Below are 26,189 nucleotides of genomic sequence, written 5' to 3'. Positions count from 1 at the left end.
ATTAATGTTTACTTAAAAAGAAAAAGTCCAAAACCACATAAAGTGATTTCAGACTTTTTCTTTTTAAAATATTAAATTACATTTCGAACAAAAAGGAGCAGAATTCCCTTTTCTAATTTTCGCATCACATTTTGGGCAATATACATATCGCTCTTCTATCTTTTGTCGTTCTATCATATGTAAGGATACTATTCTCATACTACACATAATTCCAATTAATATAAGACTAACAATGAGTAGCATAACTCACACTCCCCCCTATATTTTACCATAAAATAACAAACCCGATTCTCTTATCTAGAACCGGGTTTATACTTACAATCCTAACTTTACCTTTGCACTATTAGGAATTTTATCTACTTCTATTTGTACTTTACCGTGCAAAAACTTCCCTCTTATAATTACAAGCCAATACGAACCTTTCGCCTCCTTTATTTACTCATCACTGTATTTCTTTTTTGTCTGTATAAATAAAACACACTCACAATCAATGCGATGCTTCCGCCAAAATACAAACCATACTCTATCGCAACTGCTACAATTCTTTCAATATGTTGTCCGAATAAAGAACCGAGCACAAAATAAATGAGCGTCCAAACAAATCCTGTCGTATAGGAATACAAAACATATATCCGAAATGACATGTTATTCATTCCAACTACATACGGTACAATATGTCTTACAACTGGTATGAAGTAACTTGTGACTAACGCATAGTGACCATACTTCTCTACCATTTGTTGAGATTTCAAAAGATATCTCGCCTTTTTCTTTTTCATTAGCTTATCGAGTACTTTCGTACCAAATATTTTCCCTAATATATAACCTAAAGATAGCCCTGATACAACGCCTAAATATGTTAATAAAAATGCTGGAATGACACTTAATATCCCTAATGAAGAGACAAAACCACCACTCATTACGATCATTTCATCTGGAATTGGCATACCGATAATACCTAACCATAAACAGAAAAATAATGCCCAATAACCGTATTGTTCAATATAAGATAATAATTCATGTAATTCCATTATGCATACGCTCTCCTTAGTTCTTTTTTACAACTAAAGACGTAGGCTGGCGGGAAATTGAGCCACACTTTCTCTAGCGTAATTTCAGGAAAGAAATGCTGTATAAATCCTTTTTTCACAAGTGAATATTGAAATGTAATAAATTCACCATTCTCATGTATCGCTTCCATTACATTGTTTAAAATACGCTTTGAAACTTCTTCTGGTAAAGATGTAAAAGGTAATCCCGATAAAACGTAATCAACGCATTCTATATTGAACTCTTCCATATACTTCTTTATATTTTCAGCTGAACCATGTACAACAATGACGTTCTGTTCATCTTTAAACTTTCTTGTTAACTCTTTGCAAAACACTTCATTAATTTCAATAAGAAGAAATATTGTCTCCTTCTTCTTTCTCTTCATAATCTCTTTCGTAAAAACCCCTGTACCAGGCCCTAACTCTACGATGCACTTCGCCTTATTAAAATCAATTACATCTACCATTTTCTTTGCTAATATTTTTGAACTTGGCGCAATTGCACCAGTATGTTTCGGATGTTTAATAAATTCGTGTAAGAATGTTATGAGTTGCATGTAACCATCTCCCCATTCGTTCAATAGTTTTTAACTTGTTTCTAAGTATAACTATCGTTTCTTAACAAAAATTGAGGAGATTTCTTAAGATTTTATGAAGAATGTATCATTTGTTCTTATATATAAGCATCTCTCTTATATTTATTAATTTGGTATAACGAATATTAAAAATGAACTTTATGGAAAGTACCATCACTACGTCTATTTTCATACAACATCTGTAGAAATAAATCTGTCAATTACCTTTCATTATTATCCAACATATGTAATTATTTTGTATAAGCAAAGAAATTCAAATAATAAGAAATTTATATTTTGTAGAAACGAATGTAGGTTCAAATATATTTCAAAAAGATTTAAAAGGAGAAGATTATGAATAATTATATCGACATACAGCACTTATGCGACCTTGTACATAGCACTTTTCATGTACCTGTTCAATTTTTAGCTACTAATAAAAAAATTGTATATGAATCTACTTCTCATACGATTGGTAGTCCTTTTTATACTTCTAAAGAAGAACATCTGAATGAACTTTATCAAGAAAATGCTCCTTGTAATTTTCCAATTTTCAAAGGGAATAAGTACCTTGAGAATTTCATTAGCCTTCATATAACTGATCATGAACATATAAAAGGAACAATTATAATCGGCCCTACTACTTATCCAAAAGTATCAGATGAAATGGCGATTAAACTTATGAAATATTTTAACTGTACGAATAACATGCAACAAGGAGTAGACTACTATCAATTTCTACCTGAGATTAAAAAAAGCACGTTAATTGATATAAGTATTTGGTTACATTACGTCATTTTTAATGAAAAATTAGATAGAGATATTGTCTGGAAAGAGAATAAATTACTCGAAGATGTTTCTTATAAAATCGTAAATCCTGATTTATACATTTCAAAACGTCGCCGGCATGATCCGCAAAATTATGACATATCATTGGAACGCAAATTTTTTTCAGCCATTAAAGAAGGTAATACAGAAAAGGTCATACAATATGCGTATTCATTCCCACAAGAAGATGCGACAATTTGGTCTAAAGGAGATCAGCTTAGAAACCAAAAAAATAATGGCATTATCGCCATTACGCTAGCTATTCGATATGCGATAGACGGTAATCTTCCATCACATATTGCTTTTTCACTCGGTACTTTATATATACAAACGATTGAGAAACTAGATAACATGTATTCCGTAAATAGATTAATTGAAGATGCATTATGTACTTTTGCAGAACGTGTAAAAGAATACAGTAATCAAGCATATTCTAATTCCATTACTACGTGCCTAAATCATATTCACAAACATATTTACGATGAAATATCTCTTAATAATCTTGCTAACCTTTTACATATTTCCCCCACTTATTTATCAAAATTGTTTAAAAAAGAAGTGGGAATTCCTTTAATTGAATACATCCAAAGAGAACGAGTAGAAGAAGCTAAAAAGTTATTAACATTAACGACCTATCCTTTATCAGATATTTGTGCCTGGCTTAATTTTAATGATCAAAGTTATTTCACCAGAGTCTTCAAAAAAATTACGAGTATGACTCCTAGACAATATCGTGAAAATCATACCGTTATATAAAAACGCTTTCCTAATAGAAGGTGAGATAGTTGTCATACTAGCTCACCTTCTTTACATCGATTTATTCCCCTTAATAAAGTTTTAATCTCATTCAAAAAAGTACAAAAATGACAAATAATTACTATAAATATATTAATGAATTTGATAATTTTTTAGTACTAAGCAAATCCGGCTCGCAATCATCCATACTTGCTTCATTCTATAACACAAGCTACTTCCATAGTGATTAACCTTCCTATATAGAAAATATATTGTTAGGAGAATAGAAAGTATGAGTAGTACAAAAATATCAAAATCGACTGACATGAAAGAATCGAGAAAAGTATCACCATACGATGATAGAGAAAGAATTGAAGATACTTTATTACGCTCATTCATTTCAGAAAAAGAAATATTGATCACTTATTATAAAGATCGTTATTTCCCTACAAGTTATATGACTGTAATTGAATTAAATCCTTTGAAACGTTCTTTACTATGCATAGATGCCTTTGACAGAAAACATGCTTTTAGTTTCATCGACATAATCGATGCACGGTAGTATTTAGAACGAAAAAAGCCATTCACCTCATAAAAAATTAGGTAAATGGCTTTCTTATTTTCACTTATTATTTCGCACTCACAATCTTATAATAAGAACGAACCGTTAAGAAGTAATATCCAATATAAATAACACCGTATACTCCGATACTAATTAGAAGCGGAATCATAATTTCAAATGGTAATATATTTGATAAACCTTTTAGTGCAAATAAGCTGTGTAAAATACCGATTACTAACGGAATCGCAAAGATAAAGCTTACTTGTTTTGCGATAGCTTTCTTCATTTCTTGCTTCGTTACACCAACTTTATGAAGGACAATGTAACGATCACGGTCAGCACTTGCTTCTGTTAATTGTTTAAAGTAAATGATTGAGCCTGTCGCTAATAGGAAGACTAATCCTAAGAATAACCCAATAAACATCATTAAGCCTGTCGTTTCAAGCCCCATTTGGAATCCTGTATAGAAATCGTTAAATGGTTTTAACACTTCTGATTCACCAGCTGGCATAATACTTGTTAATTTTGCTGTTAACTCTTTACTATTTCTCTCACCTTTTACATCAATATTTTTTACAGTGCGCGTTTCGTTTACTTGTTTCACTTGCTCATATGTTTTATCAGGAACGATTACAAATAGTTCATTTAAATTTGTAAGGCTTCTATTATTTACACCTTTAATTTTTAATTCTTTTGACTCATTTCCAACAGGGAATACAGCTGTATTTCCTGTATAAAGAGGACCAAAATCCAGCTTCTCAATATATAAGCTATCATATACGAAAGCTTCATTCGCACTTAAATTTACAGGTTCTACATCTAAATGTTTCACGTGTTTATTAAAGTTTGATTGAGAAATAAGCTGGTACTGATTCGTAACATTATAGTGTGTATTCAGAACTTGATCAGCTCTTTCACCTTTAAATGTTCCTTTCACAGGGATCATTTCAACTTCTGATTCATATGTGACTGGATGATTATTCTTCTCTCCAGCAAGTATTTCATTTACCTTTTTATCTAATGCTGCATCTTTTTTCTCATAGGAATAACTATACGGCGCAGCAACTTTTGATTGCGTAAATGTGTTGTAATACATCGTAACTGACGTACCAACCGCTGTTAATGTAACTGCACTTAAAATAGCAATGGTCGCAAGTGATTTCGCATTTCCTTTAATGCGATATAGTAACTGTGATGTCGTTACCATATTCATACCGTTATAAAACGCTGACTTATTATTTCTTGCACGTTTCAATACAAATACTGTGAAGAACATGAACAATAAATACGTTCCTGCTACTGTCGCTAATAAAATGTATAATGCAACGACCATAAAGTCTGCATACATAACTGCTTTCATGTACATTAACGCTAAAAAGTAACCTGAACCGATTAAGAAAACTGAAATGAATGCCATAATAACAGAGCCCTTCGGCATTGCTTCTCCTTCACGTTCTGCACGGAAAAGTTCAATTAGCTTGAATCGATAAATTAAACGATATCCTTGAAGTGATGTATATAAAATAATCACAAAGAAAATAATTGCTGTATCAATAATGGCAGCCATCGGTACTTCAAAATAAACATTTAAGTTTAATCCCATCATATTTACTAATAACTCAAGGAATAATTTTGAAAGGACACTACCAATCGCAATCCCGATTACTAATGACATTAATCCCATTAACATATTTTCATAAAAGAGCATTTTACCAATTTGTCTTTTACGAATACCTAATAACGAATATAAGCCAACTTCTTTTTTACGTTTACGTGTAAAGAATCCGTTCGAATATATAATGAACACTGCTACGAAAATAATAAGCATCACACTGGAAACTTGGAATGCCCCGCTAATTTTTTTAGAAGCTTCCGCTGCTTTTTCCATTTGTGAATTATATTGCAGTGCTTTAAATGTAAAGTAAATAACGATACTAAAAATCATAGATGCAAAATATACAAAGTAGTCTTTAAAGTTCCGCTGTATGTTGCGGAGGGCAATGCTAGATAAGGTCATCAGCCATACCTCCGGAAATAGAAGACATTACATCAACGACTTGTTGGAAGAACTGTTTACGCGTTAACTCACCGCGGTGCAATTCTTTATATAACTCACCATCTTTAATGAAAATAACTCGTTTACAGTAACTTGCCGCAAACGCATCATGCGTTACCATTAAAATTGTAGAGTTATCATATTCATTTAGCGACTTCATACTTTCAAGTAAATCTGTCGCTGATTTAGAATCAAGTGCTCCCGTTGGCTCGTCCCCGAAAATCATACTTGGATTTGTAACGATTGCACGTGATGCCGCACATCTTTGCTTCTGTCCACCAGATACTTGATATGGGAACTGACTTAAAATATGATCAATACCGAATTTCTTTGAGATTTCAAGAACGCGGCGATCAATCTCACTCGCTTTCACCTTTGATAACGCAAGAGGTAACGCAATGTTCTCTTTTACAGTTAACGTATCTAATAAGTTATAATCTTGGAAAATGAAACCTAAATGATCGCGGCGGAATAATGCTAACTTATCATCATTCATTTTCACAATATCTTTTCCATCAATTAAAATTTCACCGTTCGTCGCATTATCAATTGTAGAAAGAACGTTTAGTAAAGTCGTCTTACCAGAACCAGAAGGTCCCATAATTCCAACGAACTCACCTTCTTTTACTTGTAAGTTAATACCTTTTAACGCTGCAAATTTATTACCACCCGTGTCATATACTTTTTCAATATTTTTTGCTTCTAACACTGTTTTCATCTCGACATCCCTCATTTCATCTATTCTCTATTTTCACTATATACATTCTCTACTCTTACCACTATCGATGTTTCTTACACAAACATGACAGTTATGTAAGGCCGGTGAGCAAAGAAATCAAAATTTAACCTTATGAATCAAAGTACTTTGTTACTATAACATTGGGATATCATGCCATCCATTCATTCTCCTTACAGGAACATTACAATTTTGTAAGGTACAAAATGTACCCTACAAAGTTGTGCATGAAATGTCGGATGGAGCTATTTCGTTCCTGCTATTCTATGTACAGAGGAGGTCATCATATGGATTCACTTAAAAATATGAATGCTGCAATGCACTATATTGAAAACAACCTAACAAATGAAATTAATTTTAAAGAAGTTGCGAAGCTAGCTTACTGCTCGGAATATCATTTCAAAAGAATGTTTTCTTTTCTAGCTGGCATATCACTATCAGAATATATTCGTTGTAGACGTCTTACTCTCGCTGCTTTTGAACTAAAAAATAGCGATGCAAAAGTCATTGATGTCGCTATCAAATATGGGTACAACTCACCAGATTCTTTTGCGCGTGCCTTTCAGAACTTGCACGGCATAACACCTTCAGAGGCCCGAAATAGTAGTCATTCCCTAAAAGCCTATTCACCAATGACCTTCCAATTATCCATTCAAGGAGGAAATGAAATGAACTATCGAATTGAAGAAAAAGACTCATTTCAAATTATAGGTATTACAAAACGAGTACCGATTGTATTTAGCGGTGTAAATGAAGAAATTGCTTCTATGTGGAAAAGTTTAAATCCAGAGGCTATTCAAACATTAAAGTCCCTTTCAAATATGGAACCTACTGGAATCATTAGTGCTTCTACTAACTTTTCTGAAGGAAGAATGGAGGAAAAAGGCGAACTCGATCACTACATTGGAGTAGCCACAACGAAAGATTGTCCTGAGCGATTTGTGCAACTTGAAGTCGCAGCTTCAATGTGGGCTATATTTGAAGCTGTTGGTCCATTTCCTGAAACATTACAAAATGTATGGGGACGCATTTATTCTGAATGGTTTCCTTCCTCAAACTATGAACTAGCGGAAGGACCGGAAATATTGTGGAATGAACAGAAAGATACATCCTCTCCAAACTTTAAAAGTGAAATTTGGATACCGGTTTTGAAGAAGTGATAAAAAAAACAAAGCTGCTCTTCCCTAAAAGGAAAAGCAGCTTTATTTACATTTTCAACTCTTCTTTATAAATGCTATATGACTTTATTGTTGATACGATAATACATATTAATATGATTCCAATCCCCATAAAAATATTAAATGGATCTGGAAGCAAAGCCCCGGCATATATACAAAGTGAACCTATTACAAATACCCTCGAAGCAAATCTATGTGTTTTTCTCCAAACTACAGGATTTTCTAATGTCCAGTCCATTCGAATGCCTACTAACCCGTTCGGCTTCGTTTGTTGCATGTAATTACCTAATACAAGAAACAATGTTCCAAGTCCAAAATTAAATGCAATTGAGCCCGATGCAATATAATTAGACGCTGCTAATAGTGCAAATATGTTACATCCAAATCCGATAAAGAGAATAGCATAATTAATCGCTGAAAGAACTTTGGATTGCTGTATAGACTTATCTTTTATGAATCCAAAAACTAGCCATATCATATAGAGCACTACCATACTACCTATCGAGAATGAACTTGCTTCTATTTTAGAAAAATATCCATCTACTACTCCTGCAGCATTATAATGGCGTGGAATTTGTTTTGGTAAATATGGCCATACAATATACCATCCAATTGCAATGCCACTAATTAAACTCCATGGTAATACGTGTCTTTTCATCCTCTCTCCCCCATAATTTTTTATTAGGCCCCTATTTCTTTTTTATAAACAACATATGAATATCCCATCGTTAATCCTACTGCCCCGACAATAATTCCAATGATTAGGAAACCTTTCCACGCTACGGGGGCAAAAATACTTAAAATCATAATAACCCCTAATACAACAAACACTTTTCCGCTAAAACGGTGTGTCTTTCTCCATACTTCTTCGTTACTTAACGTCCACGGTGTTTTTATGCCTACAAAATAATTCGGTTTACATTGTGGTAAATAGTTGCCTATAACTATAAATAAAAGACCAACAAGAATATGCGGTGTACTATTCATTGGAATGTCATAGCCTAATCCAGCTCCAATTCCAATGATATTTACTAAAAATAATAAGATTAATACACTATAATTTATTACATTATACCCCTTAGAAAACTTATCATAATTCTTATACTTCGGATCTATCTTAGGCAATACAGTCAATAAAGCATATATAAAAACCATAATTGCCACATCAAAAATCATACCTCCCATTTTAGACATATGTCCATCTACTTCACCCGAAACATTCCAGTGACTCGGAACTTCTTCTGGTAAATTGGGCCAAGCAACGCACCATGCAATAATCGTTAAAGCAATTAATAATAACGGAAATACATGTTTTCTCATTTCCCCTCTTCCCCCTTATTCGTAAACGTAAACACCCAAGTTAATAAATCTTGAAATACAGTTGTGTTTAAAGAGTACACAACGAATTGCCCTTTCTTTTCATCTTGAATAAGTTCAGCATTTTTAAGTGCGTTTAAGTGGTGTGAAATACTTGGTTTTGTCATATTGAAATGTTCAGCGATTTCACCAGCGGTTAGATCACCTTCTTTTAATAAATCCAAAATTTTTCGCCTTGTTGGATCTGCTAATGCTTTGAACGCTTGATTCAATATCTTTCTTCCTTTCGATAATTAGACATTTAGATATTTATCTAAATGTTAAAATGATTTCAGTTGATTGTCAATTATATACGAGGCCCTTTTTACTTTTCACGCTTTTGCCCTATACTGTTTATTAGCTTATCTTTCAACATAATGAAAAGACTTGAAACACATGATACACTATAGCTACAATTGTTTTTTTAGGAGGAATATACATATGTATAAAATTTTAATCGTTGAAGACGATCCAAATATTTCATCATTACTACAATCTCACATTCAAAAGTACGGTTACGACGCTGTTGTTACTGAAAACTTTGATGATATTATGGAATCGTTTAACACAGTGAAACCACATCTTGTTTTACTTGATGTAAACTTACCGAAATTCGATGGATTCTACTGGTGCCGTCAAATTCGTCATGAATCTACTTGTCCAATTATTTTCATTTCCGCTCGTGCTGGTGAGATGGAACAAATTATGGCGATTGAAAGCGGTGCGGATGATTATATTACAAAACCGTTCCACTATGACGTTGTAATGGCAAAAATTAAAGGTCAATTACGCCGTATTTACGGTGATTATGCGCCAAATATTTCTGAACGTATCGTTGAAGTAGAAGGTTTAAAACTATTCCCAGAACGTCCTGAAATTCACTTCGGATCTGAGCAAGTTCTTTTAACGAAGAAAGAGGCTATTTTAGCAGAAATGTTATTATCTAAATTCCCTCGTACAGCGAGCCGTGAAGATTTATTAGCTGCGCTTTGGGATGACGAGAGCTTCGTTGAAGAAAACACATTAAACGTAAACATTACGCGTCTTCGTAAAAAGTTCAATGAGCTTGGTATTGAAAATGCTATTGAAACAGTGCGCGGACTTGGGTATCGTTTTAACGCAACTTGGAGTGAATAAGCATGAAGCTATTTTTACGTGATCATTTTGCATTTTTTCTACTGTACATATTAAACTTCGGTATCATCTTCGTTCTTTATGATGCAGTAGATGGATTCCAAAACAATAAATTTTACTTCGTCGTTTTAAGCTTATATTTATTTATTTGTTTCCTCGCTTATCGTTACGTTCGCAATCGTAGAATGTACCATAGATTAAGTGAACAACCAGAAAAAATGGAAGATGCGTTTATTGAAAGAGCAACTGCTCCGATGCCTCACGGTGTAAATGAACTTGTGCGCACGCAATATCGTCTATTCCAAAAAGAACTACAATCGTATGAAGTAAAACAACAAGAACATCAATTATTCATTAACCACTGGGTGCATCAAATGAAAACACCCGTTTCTGTTATGCAGCTGATGGTACTCGAAATGGAAGATGAACATTTAATTCCGAAATTCAAAAAAGAATTAGAACGTCTAAACCAAGGACTGGATATGGCTTTATACATGGCAAGGTTAAATAACTTCCATGAAGACTTCCATGTTGAGACGATTTCATTAAAAGATACGGTAACGAAAAACATTAATGGATTAAAAGAACTATTTATCCGAAACGGAGTCTTCCCTGTTTTAGAAGTTCATTCTGATTTACAGGTTGCTTCTGATGCGAAATGGCTAAAATTTATCATCTATCAGTTAATGACAAATGCCGTTCGTTACTCTGGTGAGCGCGGAAAGAAAGTATTCTTATCCGCTTATCGAAACGGAAAAGATATTATTTTAGAAGTTCGTGATGAAGGTGTTGGTATTCCACAAGAAGATATTAGACGAGTATTCGAACCGTTTTACACTGGGAAAAATGGTCGTACATTCGGAGAATCTACTGGTATGGGACTTTATATCGTAAGTAAAATTTGTGATTATTTAGGTCACTCTGTCAAACTAGATTCTGAAGTTGGGAAAGGAACGACGATTAAAATCATCTTCCACAACGCTGCAAATAATCAATCAGAACATACGGAGAAGGTGACCGAAGCATGATCGTAACATATGCAAGCAAAATGTATGAGAACTCACTCTCATACATTTTTTGCAATAAAACTACTTCTATATCTTCTAACCGGAGGTATAATTTATGACCTTTTGGCAATTTGCATTTAAAAACGTCACGCGCAACTCGAGAGCTTATTTTGCTTACTTTGTAAGTAGTTCTTTTTCGATTGCCGTTTTCTTTTCATTTGCTGTTTACTTATTCCATCCGAAATTACAAAAATTTGGCATGGTCTCTGAAATTTCAGGATTAATGATATTTTCAGAAGTAGTAATTGTATTTTTCTCTTTCTTCTTTTTACTATATTCCATTGGTACTTTTTTAAAAGTTAGAAAAAAACAATTCGGCGTCTTGACCGTTTTAGGAATATCTAGAAAACAATTACACCGTCTCGTCTTCATGGAAAATATGTTAATCGGTATTTTATCTATCTTTTTCGGCATGCAGTTTGGACTTGTCTTCTCGCAATTTTTCTTATTAGTGACAGCAAAAATTACGCACGTACCGGGCATATATTTATACTTGCCTATTAACGCGTTTATTTTAACGACAATCGTCTTCCTTAGTCTTTTTATCGTTGTATCTACATTGACACCGATGCTCATTCGTACAAAAAAAGCGGTACACCTTTTAAAAATAAATAGTAAAAAACGAAAAGAAAGAAAACCGTCCATACTTATTTCTTTATTTGGTGCGATTTGTTTATTTGGTGGCTATGCGTTAGCTGGAAATCCTAAATATTTCGTATCAGTAAGCCCACAAATAGGTGTTATATATATGGTTTCAAGTATTTTCGTCATTCCAACGCTCGTTACAATCGGTACATATTTCTTCTTTTCACAAATTAGTTTCTTACTTATTTATATTTTAAAGAAAAGAAGAAAGTTTTATATGAAACAGATTAATATGCTTTGGATTTCTGATTTAGCAAACCGTATTCGAACGAATATTAATATGCTTTTTATTGTAGCAATGCTATCTACTATCGCTTTCACAATGATTACGTTCCTATATGGGTTCGGAAAATTTATTAAGCTAGACGTTAATAGAACTTCGCCTTTCCCAATTTCTTATTTTTCTTATGATGCGAATCCTTTTGTTACAGAGCATTTAAATTGGCTTGAGCAACAATTACAAAAAGAACATTTTCCTTATAAGAAAATAAAAGCTGATATATATAAAACACCACTAAAAGAAGATAAAGATGTAGCTATTTATGATGATGTATACGCAATTAAGCAAAGTGACTATAACAAGCTTGCGAATTCTTTACGAATGAAACAACTATTTATAAATGATAACGAAGCATATGTTTTAACGGGGACGTCTTATATCACTATATTCAATGAATTTGAGCAAAGCTATAAAAGAGATTACATTACACTCTCTAGTACAAATACGAAATTAAAAGTAAAAGGCTATGAACATATCAGTGCAATTCCATCTGACTTTTCATATCAAACGATCGTATTGCCTGATATTGTCGTGAACAACTTACCTAACACGGTAAAGCATATATCAGCATATAATTACAAAATTCAAAACTGGGAACAGACGTATGAGATTGCTGATAATTTTATAGAAAAAGTGCAAAAAGATCGAAACAAATTCCAGTATGAAGGACCTCTTATTCGATCCTTTGAATCAGCAGGATCGTTATATAGAATAACATCTGGTAGTGCTGCATACTTCTTAATCGGTACATTTTTAGGAGTTATTTTCTTCATTGGTGCTGGTAGTGTTCTTTATTTTAGAATGTATACCGATTTAACGAACGAACAAGAGAAATATATAACGATTTCTAAGATCGGTGTGACAGATAAAGAGATGAAACGATCTGCAACCATTCAGCTTAGTATTTTATTTTTCGTTCCGTACATTATGGCATCCATTCATACAATGTTCGCAACGAAAATGCTGCAAGATGTAATTGGCTTATCGTTGTTCAAAGAAATTTCAGCCGTTCTTATTATTTTTGGATTCGTTGAAATCGTATTTTTCTTATTCATTCGTTCACTTTATATGCAAAAGCTATCACAATATACTAATACACATTAAAAAGGTTATTACATAAAAAAGGTGGGATCTCTTCCCTCCTTTTTCATACTCATTATATTAGGAGGTTTAGGTGAATGACATTTTGGCAGTTTGCATTTAAAAACGTCTCGCGGAACGCCAGAGCTTATTTCGCCTATTTTGTAAGCAGTGCGTTTTCCATTGCTATTTTTTTCTCATTTGCAGTTTACTTATTTCATCCTAAATTGCATATGACAGACGTAAATTATGCTCTGAACATATTAATGACAATTTCAGAAGTTGTCATTGTATTCTTTTCATTTTTCTTTTTACTATATTCAATCGGTACTTTCTTAAAAGTACGAAAAAAGCAATTTGGGATTTTAACAGTACTTGGCATCTCTCAAAAACAATTAAAACGACTCATATTTATAGAAAATATGTTAATTGGTGTTCTTTCTATATTTTTTGGCATTCAACTTGGACTTGTCTTTTCACAGTTCTTTTTATTAGTTACCGCCAAGATTACACATGTACCTGGCTTATATTTATATTGGCCTACAAGCGCCATTATTTTAACTATCATCATCTTTCTCGGACTCTTTATTCTCGTATCATCTTTTACACCGATGCTCATTCGTACGAGAAAAGCTGTACGTCTTTTAAAAGAAGGAACAAAACAAAAAGAAAGAAAAGCATCTGTGCTCATCTCTCTATTTGGTGCGATATGTTTAATATCTGGATATGCATTAGCCGCAAATCCATTATATTTTCTGTCGCTAGGTGACATCATTGGACTTTTATATGCCGTCTCTAGTATATTTGTCATCCCATCGCTTATTGCAGCTGGAACATATTTTTTCTTCTCACAAATTAGCTTTTTACTCATTCGTATATTAAAAGCGCGAAGAACGTTTTATATGAAACGCATTAATATGCTTTGGATTTCTGATTTAGCATCACGTATTCGGACAAACATTAACATGCTCTTTATTGTAGCGATGCTATCAACACTCGCTTTTACAATGATTACATTCTTATACGGTTTTGGGAAGTTTACAAAGTTTGATGCGATAAGGGAAAACCCTTTTCCTTTTACATATTTATCACATACTGAAAATACGTTAGCGGATGAGCATTTAAACTGGTTAGAGCAAAAGTTTAATGAAGAACACTTTACTTATACAAAATTTAAAACGGATATATATGAAGTATCTTCAGCTGAAAATAATACGCAACTCTATTACGCAATTAAACAAAGTGACTATAATGTACTTGCTAAAGCATTAAATTGGGAAAAACTCACGGTGAATAAGAATGAATCTTATATTCTTATGAAAGACTTAGATGATCAAGTTATTGGAACACTTCACAATAAAGAACAGAAAAATACTCTTACACTTACTCAAAACAATTTACAACTACACGTGAAAGAATATAAAAGTTATAGTCCATTCCCAAACAGCTTAATATACCAATTACTTATACTATCTGATGAAAATGTAGAAGCCTTATCGACCGTTTCCAAGCAAATGAGTGTATATAACTTCAAAGTTACAGATTGGGAAAAAGCACATAATATCGGTTCATCGTTTATAACAAAAATCCATAACGACAATGCAGCAATTCAAGCAGAGCACCCGCCTTTCCATGCAAGTGAAGCGAGCGATTCTCTATATAAAACAAAACTAAATGTCGCTTCATTTTTCTTAATTGGTACTTTCTTAGGTGTTATTTTCTTTATCGGGGCTGGCAGTGTTCTTTACTTCCGGATGTATACAGATTTAACAAATGAGCAAGAAAAATATATAACGATTACGAAAATTGGTTTAACGGAAACTGAAATGAAACATTCAGCGACAATTCAGCTTGCGATTCTTTTCTTCGTGCCTTACATTATGGCATCCATCCATACGATGTTCGCGACAAAGATGTTACAAGAAGTTTTACATCTCTCGTTCTTCGCTGAGATTACAGTCGTACTTATGATTTTTGGAACAGTTGAAATTTTATTTTTCCTTTTAATTCGTTCCTTTTATATGCAAAAATTATCACAACACATTAAGTTTTAAAAGATAGAAAGGTGATTACTATGGAAGAAGTATTACACATAAAAAACGTCTCAAAAGTATATGAGGGAAAAGTCCCTCATACAGCCTTAAAAAATATAAATTTACATGTAGATAAAGGTGAATTTGTCGCTATCATGGGACCATCTGGTAGCGGTAAATCTACATTTTTAAATGTTATCTCAACAATTGATTCCCCTACTTCTGGTGATGTCGTTATTAACGGAAAAAAACCACACACATTTCGTAGGGAAAAGTTAGCTATTTTCCGCCGACAAGAGTTAGGCTTTGTTTTCCAAAACTTTAACCTATTAGATACACTAACAATCGGTGAAAATATCGTACTACCTTTAACATTAGATAATATTCCATTAAAAGAAATGGATGAAAAGCTTGATAACATTTCAAAAAAGCTTGGCATTGATCATATTTTAGACAAGCGTATTTTTGAAGTCTCTGGAGGACAAGCACAACGTACCGCAGTAGCACGTGCTGTTATTCATCATCCGTCACTTCTACTTGCCGATGAACCAACAGGAAACTTAGATTCAAAAGCGGCAATTGACGTAATGGAGCTATTTACAAAATTAAACAAAGAAGAAGATGCAACAATTTTAATGGTTACTCACGATCCATTCGCAGCGAGTTATTGTAACCGCGTCATTTTCATTAAAGATGGAGAGCTTTACAACGAACTACACCGCGGATTGTACCGTGAGAAATTTTATCAAGAAATATTAGATGTTTTAGCATTACTAGGAGGAAGACGTGGATGACATTTTGGCAATTTGCATTTAAAAATGTCTCGCGTAATTCGAAAGCATATTTCGCTTATTTTGTGAGTAGCGCGTTTTCTATTATGGTTTTCTTTTCATTTACTGTATACGCGTATCATCCACGCTTACAAATTATGAATAAATTACAGGAACAAGATCCATTGATGAACTTAGCCGGCATGGCACAGTTTGTTATCGTTTTGTTCTCGTTCTTCTTTCTCTTATATTCTATTGGGACATTTTTAAATGTACGGAAGCAACAATTTGGCGTTTTAACTGTTCTCGGTATATCTCAAAAACAATTAAAACGTCTTTTGTTTACTGAAAATATGATAATTGGAATGCTTGCTATTTTTGCTGGTATTCAAGGCGGTCTTGTGTTTTCTAACTTTTTCTTACTCGTTACTTCTAAATTAACAAGTGCAAAAGGACTCTATTTATATTGGCCAACAGAAGCAATTATCGTTACAACCGTAACTTTTATTATTTTATTTTTCATCGTTTCTACGTTTACACCGATGTTCATTCGCACTCGTAAAACAACACAGCTCATTAAAGGGACTAAAAAAGGCGATAAAGACAAAAAACCATCTATACTTATTTCGATATTTGCTTTAATTTGCTTAGCATTATGTTATTATATCGCTGGTTATCCGCAAGGCTATATAACAGAAAAAAATGTACAAAATGGATCTGTATTCTTAATTATGCTATCTATTTTACCGCTCGTAGTGGTGGGAACATATTTATTCTTTTCACAAACGTTTCTTCTCTTTATCTTTATTTTGAAAAAGCGGAGAAAGTTTTATATGAAGCAAATAAATATGTTATGGATTTCAGATTTAGCTAACCGCACTCGTAGTAATATTAATGTACTCTTTATCGTTTCTATGCTATCTGCACTTGCATTTACAATTATTATCGCGCTATTTGCTATCAATAATAATACGAAAGCAATGATATTAGAACGTTTTCCTATCCCCTTCACATATACATCTAAAGGGGAAAATTCACTTGAACAAAAACATATTGCTACAATTGAAACGGAGCTTACAAATGCTAATTTTCAATACAGCAAGCATCAGTCTACATTGTTAAAAGATACCGCTTTAAAAGAAGACATTACTCTTATGAAAATGAGTGATTATAACACGCTTGCAAAACAATTAAGGAGACCAGAAATAAATCTTGATTCTACACAAGTTTATATGATTTCTCGTTACTCACCAGAGCTCTTAAATCTTGTATCAAATCCATTCGCAAAACAAAATACAATTACAATCGGATCTAATAAAAAAGAATTTCACATTAAAGGATTTATTAATAAATCCATTGAACCCGCCTTCGCATTCCCTTATTTAATGGTTGTACAAGATGATGTATTCAATACTATGATTCCTCATATTGAAACAACCATAGTGTATAATTACTTCGTTGAAAACTGGGAAAATGCGATTGCTCCTACGAAAAATATATTAAAACATATTAGAAATGATACAGATAACTTCTATGAGGCACACAAAGATGCGGAAGGTAATTTTCAACCCCCATTTAATATTTATACAGCTGCCGATGACCTGAAATACAGCAAAGGAAATTCAATTGCTACTTTCTTTATTTGGACATTTCTCGGTTTTATTTTCTTTATCGGTGCGGCTAGTGTTTTATACTTCCGTATGTATAACGACTTAACAAATGAAAAACAAAAATATATTACGATTACAAAACTTGGTTTAACAGAATCAGAAATGTTTCGCTCTGCAACGATTCAATTAGGAATTTTATTTTTCGTTCCTTATATCGTTGCTGGTATTCACACATTATTTGCCGTTAAGTTTTTACAAAGCATACTCGCTTTTTCTTTACTCAAAGAGTTATTAATTGTACTCACTTTCTTTGGGATTATCGAGATTATTTTCTTCTTCTTAATCCGATCTCTGTACATTAATAAGTTATCACAGCATATCAAAATATGAATAAAATGGCCTTGTGCGTATTGCACAAGGCCATTTTCAATAGTTTTTAATTAGCAGCAATATCCGCCGTAGCCACCATATCCGTAACCGCCATAACCACAACCGCCTCCGCCACCGAAGCAGCTAGCACCGATGATAATTAATAAAATAAACAATACGATTAGAAGCGCAAAACCGCCTCCGCACCCATGTCTGCGGTTACAATCATCATGTCTGTGTTCACACTTTTCGCTCATTACTCTATTCCTCCTTTAGTATCATTCATAACAAGTTCACCTTGCTCTAAATGAGGGGATTCCATTTATATTATGTTTTCAGGGCGAATAGGAAGCTTGGCTTACTTAAAAACGGGCTTGTTTTGGCAATTGGGCTTCATCGATAGGCGAATTAGCCTTTTCAAGATGTAAGCATAAAGCATTTGACATACTTCTAATTTCTTACTAAAATTTAATTGAACGACCAATCAGTTTTTTGATTATACATTCAAATTATATAAATCAGGAGTTGAATAGCGTGACTGATTCTTTTATTGCAGAGGCTAGGCGTGAACAAATTATTCTTGCATGTATTGATACATTAGAAGAAGTTGGATATAACAACTTAAGCTTAACGAAGGTAGCAAAAAAAGCTAAGATTAGCACTGGACTTATTTCTTATCATTTTAACGATAAGCTTTATCTTATGAATCGGACATTACAATTTTTAGTTAAGAAACAACATGAATTTATTAGCAATCGATTGCTATTAGCCCAATCTGAAATAAACAAACTAGAAGCTTTTATTGAAGCACATTTGGCTTACCAAGAAACTCATTACAAAAATAATATTGCCTTGATTGAGATTGTCTTTAATGCAAGAAATGAAGAGAATATTCCTTATTACAGAATTGAAGACGATGAAGAAGATGATGCACTTAGAACGATGTTATTAAATATTTTGAAGACTGGTCAACAAAATGGAGTATTTTCTAACTCTTTCCAAGCCGACACATTAGCTTCATTTATTTTAGGAGCAATCGAAGAAAGAATGCTGAAGGCAAATGCATCTATATCTATAGAAAATTACTCAGATGAGCTCATAAAAATGGTGAAGAAACTCACTATTTAAATGCCCTGATTTTGAAAAATTATATATGAAGAAAGGATGAACTACACATGAAAAAGGCATCTGTCATTGGATTAGGTTTTTTAGAAAAATTACTTGTTATAGTAAGTCCAATCCTTTTAGGCGTTATCGGATATTTTTCACCTAAATTAATAGAGATTATAAAAAAGATTCCCCTCTTTTCTGATTCGAAAATGATAGAACTTTTAAATTTTATTAACCCCTTCTGGCTTCCTATTATCCTCATGCTCATTGGTGTTATTGCAGGAATTTTATTTTCTTTAATTATTTATAGTGAAGCTTTAAAAATGAACATTACTTCGGAAAGCATTCATGTAAATAAGGACGATCAAAAGAAGCAAATTACCAGTTCAAATGTAAAAGCCGTTTTTGTAGATACAGGCCAAGTGGTAATCATTGATCAAGAAGACCGCGAATGGTTACGTGAAAAATCTGATATAAATCCACATAAAATTAAAGATATTTTCTTGCTGCACGGCTTTCCATGGGTGGAACAAGATCCTTATAAGCAAGACTATAGTCTATGGAAATTAGAGGATGAGCGATTTAATAAAAATGTAAATACCATTTTGTATGAAAGACGAAATGCTATCCGAGACGGAAACTCGAAGAAAAAGAAGCACTTACGTAAAGATCTGAATGAGCTAGGAGTCTTTGTCAAAGACGATGGAGAAGATCAGTATGTCCGTTTCATTAAGTAATAGAGCGATAGAAAGCACAAAAAAACGAATAAAGCACGCAGAGAAATTACATTTTCTCTGTGTGCTCTATTCGTTTAAATCGGCTCTTCTAAATAAACATATTCAATAAAAGCGCAAAACCAAATGCAATAAATGATAACAATGTCTCGAGTACCGTCCACGTTTTAAACGTTTCCTTCACCGTCAAACCTAAATACTCTTTTACAAGCCAGAACCCTGCATCATTTACGTGAGAAAACATTAATGAACCTGCTCCGGTTGCGATAACGAGCAATTCTAAATTTACACCTGACATATGCTGAATAACTGGTGAAACAATCCCTGCCGCTGTCGTTAATGCTACTGTAGCTGAACCTGTTGCGATTCGAATTAATCCAGCTACCATGAAAGCTAACACAATTGGTGATAACGATATATGTTCTGCCATTTGCGCAATCGCTGTTCCAACGCCGCTTTCAATTAATATTTGTTTAAACCCACCACCTGCACCGATAATTAAAATAATGGAACCTACCGGTAATAAACTTTCATCCGTTAATTTTTTAATGACCTTTTTATTAATTCCTTGTCTGATTCCAAGTAAATAAAATGCTGCGAAACATGAAATAAGTAAAGCAATTACTGGACTTCCTATAAACACAAAAAATTCAGTCATCTTTTTCGGTAACGAAATATATGGTGCAACGACTGATAAAATCATCAATACAACTGGTAATAAAATAATAAAGAATGAAATTTTACGACTCGGTAAATCAGTTGAGACAGTCGTAACTCGAACAAGTTCTGGTTCGTTTTCAGGTATAACCCTTTTATGTACCCACTTTGCAAATATCGGTCCTGCGATAATGGCTGCTGGTAACGCGATAAGTAATGAATATAAAAGTACCTTTCCTAAGTTCGCGTTATAAATACCGATTGCTGTCATCGCCCCTGGATGTGGTGGCACGAGCCCGTGAACAATAGATAATCCAGCAATAACAGGTAACGCAATTAATAATATATTTTGCTTCGTCGTTTTTCGAATAGAAATAACAAGTGGTAATAAAATAACGATCCCCACTTCAAAAAACACTGGAATCCCTATAACAAATCCTGCAAATAACATAGCCCAAGGTAATTTCTTCACACCGAAAAATCGAATAAAGAAGTCTGCCACTTGCATGCCCGCCCCTGAATCGGACATCATTTTCCCTAATATAGTTCCAAGTGCCAAAATACCAACTAAATGCCCTAGTACACTACCAACACCAGTTTCATAGGCAGCCACTATTTTCGTTAAATTCAGTCCAGACATAATGGCTAAAAATAAACTCGCAACTGTTAAACTAATAAATGCATGCCATTTCCACCATGATACCCCTAAAATAACAATTGTGATCGCAAGTAACGTGACGATTAATAAGTATATATCCATCTCCCATTCCCCTTACTTTATAAAAAAAGAGGGCGAATACCCTCTTTTTTATACGTCATAATTCACTACATAATGCTGCATTTCTGTATTGTAGTAGCCTTCGCTATATTCAATTACTTCGCCAACTTCATCGTAAGAATAGCGCATGCGTTTTAATAGCGCTGCTCCCTCTTTTTCACCTAACGCTTCGGCAACAAAACTAGGCGCAAGTCCAACAGCGAATTCATCTCTGAAGTTTTCTAAATGAATGCCTCGGTCTTCAACTAAATCATAAAGCGATTGCAAATCAAAATCCGATAAATCTGTACTTGCCATTTTCGCTGAGAAATAGTGCGTATAATGAATGTACGGTGCATCATTTAACGTATATAAACGTTCAATACGAAAACTCTCTTTACCGAATAATCGAAATGGCACTGTTCCTTCTTCATTCTGAACAATTTCTGCTTTTAGCAATTTTTTCTGTACTTTATATCCTTCTTCCACTAACACTTCAGTAAATTTCTTACCCTTTGACAGTTTTGTCGCAGAAGTGTTACGGATGACTTTCGTTCCTTTACCGCTTTTCTTTTCCAAATACCCTTCTTGAGCGAGTTCTTTAATCGCATTTCGTACTGTAATTTTACTCACCTTGAACTCTTCTTCTAACTGCGGTTCGGAAGGAATATTCGTATGAATTGCATATACACCATGCAATATTCGATCACGAATAATGTTTTTTATTTGTAAATATAATGGTCCTTTTTTTCTCGTTACGTTCACCGTTACACCCACTACCTTTCTACATCACCTACTGATGCCGTCATTGCCCGAAGTATATCCTTCTCTGATGACATTGGCGTATCACCGACGATTGTATGTGCAAGCATTCCAGCTGCTGACGCAAATGAAACAGCTTTCTCTGGTGCAAACTCTTCTATCTCGCCATGAATAATCCCGCTCGTATAAGCATCTCCAGCACCTATTCTATCATATACAGAAAACATAAGTGTTTTTGCAAAAGTGAACGTTCTATCTTTACATATGAATCCTCGAAGCGAATGTGTATTATCACTGTTAATAGAGCGATGAGTACCAGCGATTGTAGCGATACTATACATTTCAGCTACCTTTGGAATTAGATCCATCAGCTGCGCCTCTCGCTCCGTTTCTTCTGTTTTCATTCCTAAAACAAACATTGCATCTTTTTCGTTCATCATTACAATATCAGCTAGCCCTAACATTTCTTCATAATGTGGTTTCGCCTGTTCATATCCGTCTTCTCCCCAAAGTGATGGACGATAATTGCAATCAAAGACGACAGTTCCTCCGTTTTCTTTCACTGCTTTCGCTAAAGATTTCATATGATGACGCACCGTATCATTCATCGCAAGTGTAATCCCGCAAAAATGAACAATATCAATTTCCTTCGCGATTTCTTCAAATTGATACATTTCTTCACATGCCGTATTAAAGCTACTTTCTAATCGATTCGAATATGTAACGCGGCTTGCACGTGCTCCAAATCCATTTTCCAAAAAGTACATACCGACATATTTGCCGCCTCTTGAAACAAGTGAGGTTTGCACACCTAACTTTTGAATATAAGATAATGCCGCATCTCCAACCGAATTTTCCGGTAAAGTTGAAATAAGAAGCCCTTCATGCCCGAGATGAGAAAGTGCTGCTGCCACGTTCACACCTGTACCAGAAAATGAGTATTTTAATGTATTAGCTTGCGATAACAATTCATATCCTGGTACTTGCAGGCGCATCATTACTTCACCAAATGCTGCAATTTTCTTACGCATATTGATCAACTAACTTCTTCACGACTGCTAATAATTCACGAACATCTTCTACTTTCGTGTTACCAGTTTCTTTATCAATAATAGAAGAGTACACGTGCGGGATAACTTGCTCTACGTTTGCTTCAAGCGCAATACGTACAATTGTTTCGAAGTTTTCTTTATCAATTCCGCCTGTTGGCTCTAATGCAAATCCCTCTTCCGCACAAGCTTTCGCAACTGCGCGATATTCTTCTTCATGAGCTAAACCTTTCATTGGGAAGTATTTCAATGAATTTCCACCCATATCACGTACAAGTGCAATTGCTGTTTTAATTGGAACGATTGCTTTTTCTTCCCCAGCTGCACTAATTGGACCAGTAGAAATATTTACGTAACCTACTTTTCCTGTTGGTGATACTAAACTATTAATCCAGCTATCTTTTCCGCCAAGATTTGCACGTGTCGCTCCAACTGAAGGGAATACTTGGTTAATATGGCTACCTGGATAATGTTTCGCAATTTCAGCTACAACTGCCGCTTGGCGATTATCTCCTGCTCCTAGTCCGATTGATACAGCGTCTTCAATTTCTTTTCCGTATGCTTTCATCGCTGTAACTGCTTCTTCTACTGTTGGATAGTCTTTTGATAACACTCCCACTACTACATAACCTTCTGCTGCTTCAAAAATATCTTTCGCATTTTCGATATTGTTCGCTAATACATTTAATGCTACACGGCCTTTATAAAAACGTTTTTGAATGTTTGTCATTTTAGTTTCCCCCTACGATTTCTCTCAATTTTTCTTCAATTACATGTATGTCATCACCTAAAAGTGGACGTGGATCAATATCAAAGAATCCTTGTCTTACTCCGTAATCACGTGTATAAATTGCGATTTCCCCTTCGCGTAATGCAGTCACAACGTCTTTTGCTGATTTATTTAATTCATTCTCGTCAATATGAATACGAGCTCTAAAGATTGCTCTTCCCGCTTCATCTTGAACGATCGTTACATTTACACCGTTTAATTCTTTTAGCGGCATAAGTACTTGTAATAACTCTTTTTCTTGCTCGCTCTTATCTTCTTTTACTCCGTACTCATCAAGTGCTTGCAGTAAACCAAAAGTTGTTTCTTTCCCAACTTTCATACTTCTTCCAATGCAATGTAATTGCACTTTCAGCCACTCAATATATTTTCGTTTCCCGCCAACAATACCAGAAGTAGGTCCTTCAATTGCTTTTGAACCGCTATAAATGGCAAGGTCTGCATACTTCACATATTTTTGAATATCTTCTTCAGCTGCCGCATCGACGATAAGCGGTATGTTATTTCGCTGCGCAACTTCCCATGCTTCTTCAACAGAAATCATATTTTTTTGTACTGCATGATGGGATTTCACATACAGAATCGCCGCTGTATTTTCACCAATCGCATCTTCAATATGCTCTGCTTTCCCTTCATTTGCGTAGCCAACTTCTACAAGTTTTCCTCCGCCTAAATAAATCATCGTTTCAACAGGAGCACCGTATTGAACGTTATGACCTTTTAACATAATCACTTCGTTTTTCGCGATGACCTCTTGATGAAGTCTTTCACTTTTACGGCGATTTCCTTCCGTCACGATTGCTGCGATAGAAAGCGCAATTCCGCTCGATGCTGAATTCACAACGACCGCTGCCTCTGAATCTAGAATTCTCGCAATATGATCTCCTGCTTTATCTACTAAATCAGCAATTTCCACATAATTTTGTCCCCCATGTTTCATTGCATCCATAACTGTATCTGTCGGAGCGGATACACCTAAAATACTCATTCTACCGCTCGCATTAATTACTCTTTTTAATCCGTACTTAGCATTCAATGAATGACCCATTGATTACAACCCCTTTCGTATCAATTCTTCTTTCAGCAATGCGCTGATCCCCTTCTGAATCAATTAACGTAATCTTCTCATCTTTCACCGTAAATAAAGTTAAATTTGCAATATCTCCTTCTTGAATACGGCCAAGCTCTGGTTTCTTAAGCCACTCTGCTGCATTTTTCGTAACCGCATCAATTACTTCTTCTAGCGAATAACCTAAGTAAAGGAATTTCGAAAGAACGTGAGCCATACTATACACGGGACCATGCACGCGATTCTTCCGGTAAATATCTGTACTAATTGTATTAAATGCAATACCATGACGCTTCGCCGCTTCTGCTACTTTAAAAGAAAAACTAGCATTACCGTGACCAACATCTAAATGTACGCCGCGATTCACTGCATCTAGTAACACAGGTAGCGGTTTGCCTTCTTCATCAAATAAATTATTTTCTTTCCCGTTTAAGTAATGTGTAATAACATCATCTTTTTCTAAAAGAGGTACAACTTCCTCAATGCGAGGAGGCGCTGAACCGATATGTACCATTATCGGCAATGATGTTTCACGAGATAAATCACGCGCTATATGAAGCGGTTCAATTCCGCTATCACAAACGACACTCTTACTCATTCTCGCCTTTAACCCAACGATTACATCTTTATACTTTTCTACTGCTTCTATTACTTTCTCTTTATCGATCCATTCCATATTGGATAATTCATCAATTCGTTTCAAACCGATGCGAGAAATATTTAAAAAGGCAAATAAATTTGTTTTCGCCTGCTCCCTACTTTTAACTAAATCTGCAATACGATCAGCTCCGCAGCTACCCGCATCAACAATTGTCGTTACCCCTTGCTTAACGCCAATTTCGTCCACCTCATCGCCATACGGATCAAACTCTGGAAAAGCATGAACGTGCAAATCAATCCAGCCACTCGATACGTAAGTACCTGAGTAATCAAGAACCTTTCCACCCTCACCAGCACCAGCTTTCGTCACCTGTGCGATTTTTTTATTTTCAATTACAATGTCAATCTCTTCCCCGTTCACACGTTTCACATTACGTAGTACGAATCGTTCTGTCATTGTACTTCACCCTTTTCTATAAGAAGCCATAAGAATACGCTTACATTAAAGTTTCATTTTATATGTCTTTCACACGTTTAGCGTAACACAAAAAAAGGGAGAAGTAAATATAACGTTATAATGTTTAAGTCCCGATAATAG

Annotated in this window: 26 protein-coding genes and 1 pseudogene; 11 read left to right on the top strand and 16 right to left on the bottom strand. The window is 34.4% G+C overall.

Annotation, left to right across the window (positions count from 1 at the left end; genetic code table 11):
- Positions 1–63: 63 nt before the first annotated feature.
- The 4 genes and pseudogenes from PDK19_RS17080 to PDK19_RS17070 all read right to left on the bottom strand — a co-directional run bounded on the left by PDK19_RS17080 (position 64) and on the right by PDK19_RS17070 (position 1,609).
- Positions 64–243 carry a hypothetical protein gene (locus PDK19_RS17080; RefSeq protein ID WP_000924674.1) on the bottom strand — a complete coding sequence of 60 codons (180 nt, stop codon included), beginning with the start codon at positions 241–243 and terminating at the stop codon, positions 64–66.
- Between the two features lie 72 nt (positions 244–315).
- A pseudogene (locus tag PDK19_RS27470) lies at positions 316–423 on the bottom strand (YxeA family protein); the annotation flags it as partial.
- An 8-nt stretch (positions 424–431) separates the two neighbouring features.
- Positions 432–1,031, bottom strand: coding sequence for a DedA family protein (locus tag PDK19_RS17075; RefSeq protein WP_074615327.1), 600 nt, complete (start codon positions 1,029–1,031; stop codon positions 432–434).
- Positions 1,031–1,609, bottom strand: coding sequence for a class I SAM-dependent methyltransferase (locus PDK19_RS17070; protein ID WP_074615328.1), 579 nt, complete (start codon positions 1,607–1,609; stop codon positions 1,031–1,033). The genes PDK19_RS17075 and PDK19_RS17070 overlap by 1 nt, the downstream gene beginning before the upstream one ends.
- A 372-nt stretch (positions 1,610–1,981) precedes the next feature.
- On the opposite strand from PDK19_RS17070, the gene PDK19_RS17065 reads away from it, so the two are divergent.
- Together PDK19_RS17065 and PDK19_RS17060 are read left to right on the top strand one after the other, a co-directional pair.
- The gene (locus tag PDK19_RS17065) at positions 1,982–3,211 is read left to right on the top strand and encodes a helix-turn-helix domain-containing protein (protein ID WP_074567874.1); all 1,230 of its coding nucleotides are present in this window, start codon (positions 1,982–1,984) and stop codon (positions 3,209–3,211) included.
- Between the two features lie 271 nt (positions 3,212–3,482).
- Positions 3,483–3,752, top strand: coding sequence for a YolD-like family protein (locus PDK19_RS17060; protein ID WP_074567875.1), 270 nt, complete (start codon positions 3,483–3,485; stop codon positions 3,750–3,752).
- 67 nt (positions 3,753–3,819) lie between these two features.
- Here PDK19_RS17060 and PDK19_RS17055 read toward each other — a convergent pair whose 3' ends face one another.
- Both PDK19_RS17055 and PDK19_RS17050 read right to left on the bottom strand, forming a co-directional pair.
- Positions 3,820–5,769: an ABC transporter permease gene (locus PDK19_RS17055; RefSeq protein WP_208735284.1), complete on the bottom strand. Its 1,950-nt coding sequence runs from the start codon at positions 5,767–5,769 to the stop codon at positions 3,820–3,822.
- Positions 5,756–6,526 carry an ABC transporter ATP-binding protein gene (locus tag PDK19_RS17050; protein WP_000859654.1) on the bottom strand — a complete coding sequence of 257 codons (771 nt, stop codon included), beginning with the start codon at positions 6,524–6,526 and terminating at the stop codon, positions 5,756–5,758. Before PDK19_RS17050 ends, PDK19_RS17055 begins: the two co-directional genes overlap by 14 nt.
- A 305-nt stretch (positions 6,527–6,831) precedes the next feature.
- On the opposite strand from PDK19_RS17050, the gene PDK19_RS17045 reads away from it, so the two are divergent.
- Positions 6,832–7,704, top strand: a complete 873-nt coding sequence (locus tag PDK19_RS17045; protein ID WP_000377681.1) for an AraC family transcriptional regulator — start codon at positions 6,832–6,834, stop codon at positions 7,702–7,704.
- Positions 7,705–7,750: 46 nt separating this feature from the next.
- On the opposite strand, the gene PDK19_RS17040 is transcribed toward PDK19_RS17045, so the two are convergent.
- Genes PDK19_RS17040 through PDK19_RS17030 form a run of 3 tightly spaced genes read right to left on the bottom strand, consistent with a single transcriptional unit; the run spans position 7,751 to position 9,311 of the window.
- A complete protein-coding gene (locus PDK19_RS17040) occupies positions 7,751–8,380 on the bottom strand; it encodes an SdpI family protein (RefSeq protein ID WP_000820682.1) in 630 nt (209 codons plus the stop codon).
- Between the two features lie 23 nt (positions 8,381–8,403).
- Positions 8,404–9,042, bottom strand: a complete 639-nt coding sequence (locus PDK19_RS17035) for an SdpI family protein (RefSeq protein ID WP_074567877.1) — start codon at positions 9,040–9,042, stop codon at positions 8,404–8,406.
- Positions 9,039–9,311, bottom strand: coding sequence for an autorepressor SdpR family transcription factor (locus PDK19_RS17030; RefSeq protein ID WP_001070526.1), 273 nt, complete (start codon positions 9,309–9,311; stop codon positions 9,039–9,041). The genes PDK19_RS17035 and PDK19_RS17030 overlap by 4 nt, the downstream gene beginning before the upstream one ends.
- A gap of 208 nt (positions 9,312–9,519) precedes the next feature.
- Here PDK19_RS17030 and PDK19_RS17025 point away from each other — a divergent pair, with 208 nt between their 5' ends.
- The 6 genes from PDK19_RS17025 to PDK19_RS17000 all read left to right on the top strand — a co-directional run bounded on the left by PDK19_RS17025 (position 9,520) and on the right by PDK19_RS17000 (position 18,087).
- The gene (locus tag PDK19_RS17025) at positions 9,520–10,215 is read left to right on the top strand and encodes a response regulator transcription factor (protein ID WP_000276733.1); all 696 of its coding nucleotides are present in this window, start codon (positions 9,520–9,522) and stop codon (positions 10,213–10,215) included.
- Positions 10,216–10,217: 2 nt separating this feature from the next.
- On the top strand, positions 10,218–11,240 hold the full coding sequence (locus PDK19_RS17020; RefSeq protein ID WP_000765332.1) for a sensor histidine kinase: 1,023 nt from the start codon (positions 10,218–10,220) through the stop codon (positions 11,238–11,240).
- 94 nt (positions 11,241–11,334) lie between these two features.
- Positions 11,335–13,308 carry an FtsX-like permease family protein gene (locus PDK19_RS17015; protein ID WP_000145041.1) on the top strand — a complete coding sequence of 658 codons (1,974 nt, stop codon included), beginning with the start codon at positions 11,335–11,337 and terminating at the stop codon, positions 13,306–13,308.
- A gap of 74 nt (positions 13,309–13,382) precedes the next feature.
- Positions 13,383–15,338 carry an ABC transporter permease gene (locus PDK19_RS17010; RefSeq protein ID WP_270707661.1) on the top strand — a complete coding sequence of 652 codons (1,956 nt, stop codon included), beginning with the start codon at positions 13,383–13,385 and terminating at the stop codon, positions 15,336–15,338.
- Between the two features lie 20 nt (positions 15,339–15,358).
- Entirely contained in the window at positions 15,359–16,111 is a 753-nt protein-coding gene (locus PDK19_RS17005) for an ABC transporter ATP-binding protein (protein WP_000393249.1), read from the top strand.
- Positions 16,108–18,087: an FtsX-like permease family protein gene (locus tag PDK19_RS17000; RefSeq protein ID WP_000144921.1), complete on the top strand. Its 1,980-nt coding sequence runs from the start codon at positions 16,108–16,110 to the stop codon at positions 18,085–18,087. The genes PDK19_RS17005 and PDK19_RS17000 overlap by 4 nt, the downstream gene beginning before the upstream one ends.
- Positions 18,088–18,137: 50 nt before the next feature.
- On the opposite strand, the gene PDK19_RS16995 is transcribed toward PDK19_RS17000, so the two are convergent.
- On the bottom strand, positions 18,138–18,323 hold the full coding sequence (locus PDK19_RS16995; RefSeq protein WP_001290397.1) for a YjcZ family sporulation protein: 186 nt from the start codon (positions 18,321–18,323) through the stop codon (positions 18,138–18,140).
- A 277-nt stretch (positions 18,324–18,600) separates the two neighbouring features.
- Between PDK19_RS16995 and PDK19_RS16990 the strand changes: the two genes are divergently transcribed.
- Positions 18,601–19,194 (top strand): TetR/AcrR family transcriptional regulator, encoded by a 594-nt coding sequence (locus PDK19_RS16990; RefSeq protein WP_014893451.1) that lies wholly within the window; start codon positions 18,601–18,603, stop codon positions 19,192–19,194.
- Between the two features lie 47 nt (positions 19,195–19,241).
- On the top strand, positions 19,242–19,913 hold the full coding sequence (locus tag PDK19_RS16985) for a YqeB family protein (RefSeq protein ID WP_014893450.1): 672 nt from the start codon (positions 19,242–19,244) through the stop codon (positions 19,911–19,913).
- A gap of 88 nt (positions 19,914–20,001) precedes the next feature.
- On the opposite strand, the gene gntP is transcribed toward PDK19_RS16985, so the two are convergent.
- From gntP to PDK19_RS16955, 6 genes are read right to left on the bottom strand one after another with little or no spacing between them, the layout of a single operon-like run.
- Positions 20,002–21,327 (bottom strand): gluconate permease GntP, encoded by a 1,326-nt coding sequence (gntP, locus tag PDK19_RS16980; protein WP_270707658.1) that lies wholly within the window; start codon positions 21,325–21,327, stop codon positions 20,002–20,004.
- 48 nt (positions 21,328–21,375) lie between these two features.
- The gene (locus PDK19_RS16975) at positions 21,376–22,101 is read right to left on the bottom strand and encodes a GntR family transcriptional regulator (RefSeq protein ID WP_270707656.1); all 726 of its coding nucleotides are present in this window, start codon (positions 22,099–22,101) and stop codon (positions 21,376–21,378) included.
- Positions 22,101–23,117, bottom strand: a complete 1,017-nt coding sequence (locus PDK19_RS16970; protein WP_001227478.1) for a sugar kinase — start codon at positions 23,115–23,117, stop codon at positions 22,101–22,103. Before PDK19_RS16970 ends, PDK19_RS16975 begins: the two co-directional genes overlap by 1 nt.
- Positions 23,110–23,865 (bottom strand): 2-dehydro-3-deoxy-phosphogluconate aldolase, encoded by a 756-nt coding sequence (gene dagF / locus PDK19_RS16965; protein ID WP_000181926.1) that lies wholly within the window; start codon positions 23,863–23,865, stop codon positions 23,110–23,112. Before dagF ends, PDK19_RS16970 begins: the two co-directional genes overlap by 8 nt.
- A 1-nt stretch (position 23,866) precedes the next feature.
- Complete coding sequence (locus PDK19_RS16960; RefSeq protein WP_000510088.1) at positions 23,867–24,970, bottom strand: DgaE family pyridoxal phosphate-dependent ammonia lyase; 1,104 nt, start codon at positions 24,968–24,970, stop codon at positions 23,867–23,869.
- Positions 24,948–26,048 (bottom strand): amidohydrolase/deacetylase family metallohydrolase, encoded by a 1,101-nt coding sequence (locus PDK19_RS16955; RefSeq protein WP_000139924.1) that lies wholly within the window; start codon positions 26,046–26,048, stop codon positions 24,948–24,950. Before PDK19_RS16955 ends, PDK19_RS16960 begins: the two co-directional genes overlap by 23 nt.
- Positions 26,049–26,189 lie beyond the last annotated feature (141 nt).

It is taken from the genome of Bacillus cereus group sp. BcHK124 (genome assembly GCF_027712065.1).
Classification (GTDB): domain Bacteria; phylum Bacillota; class Bacilli; order Bacillales; family Bacillaceae_G; genus Bacillus_A; species Bacillus_A pacificus.
This window is presented reverse-complemented; position numbering and strand designations above follow the sequence as displayed.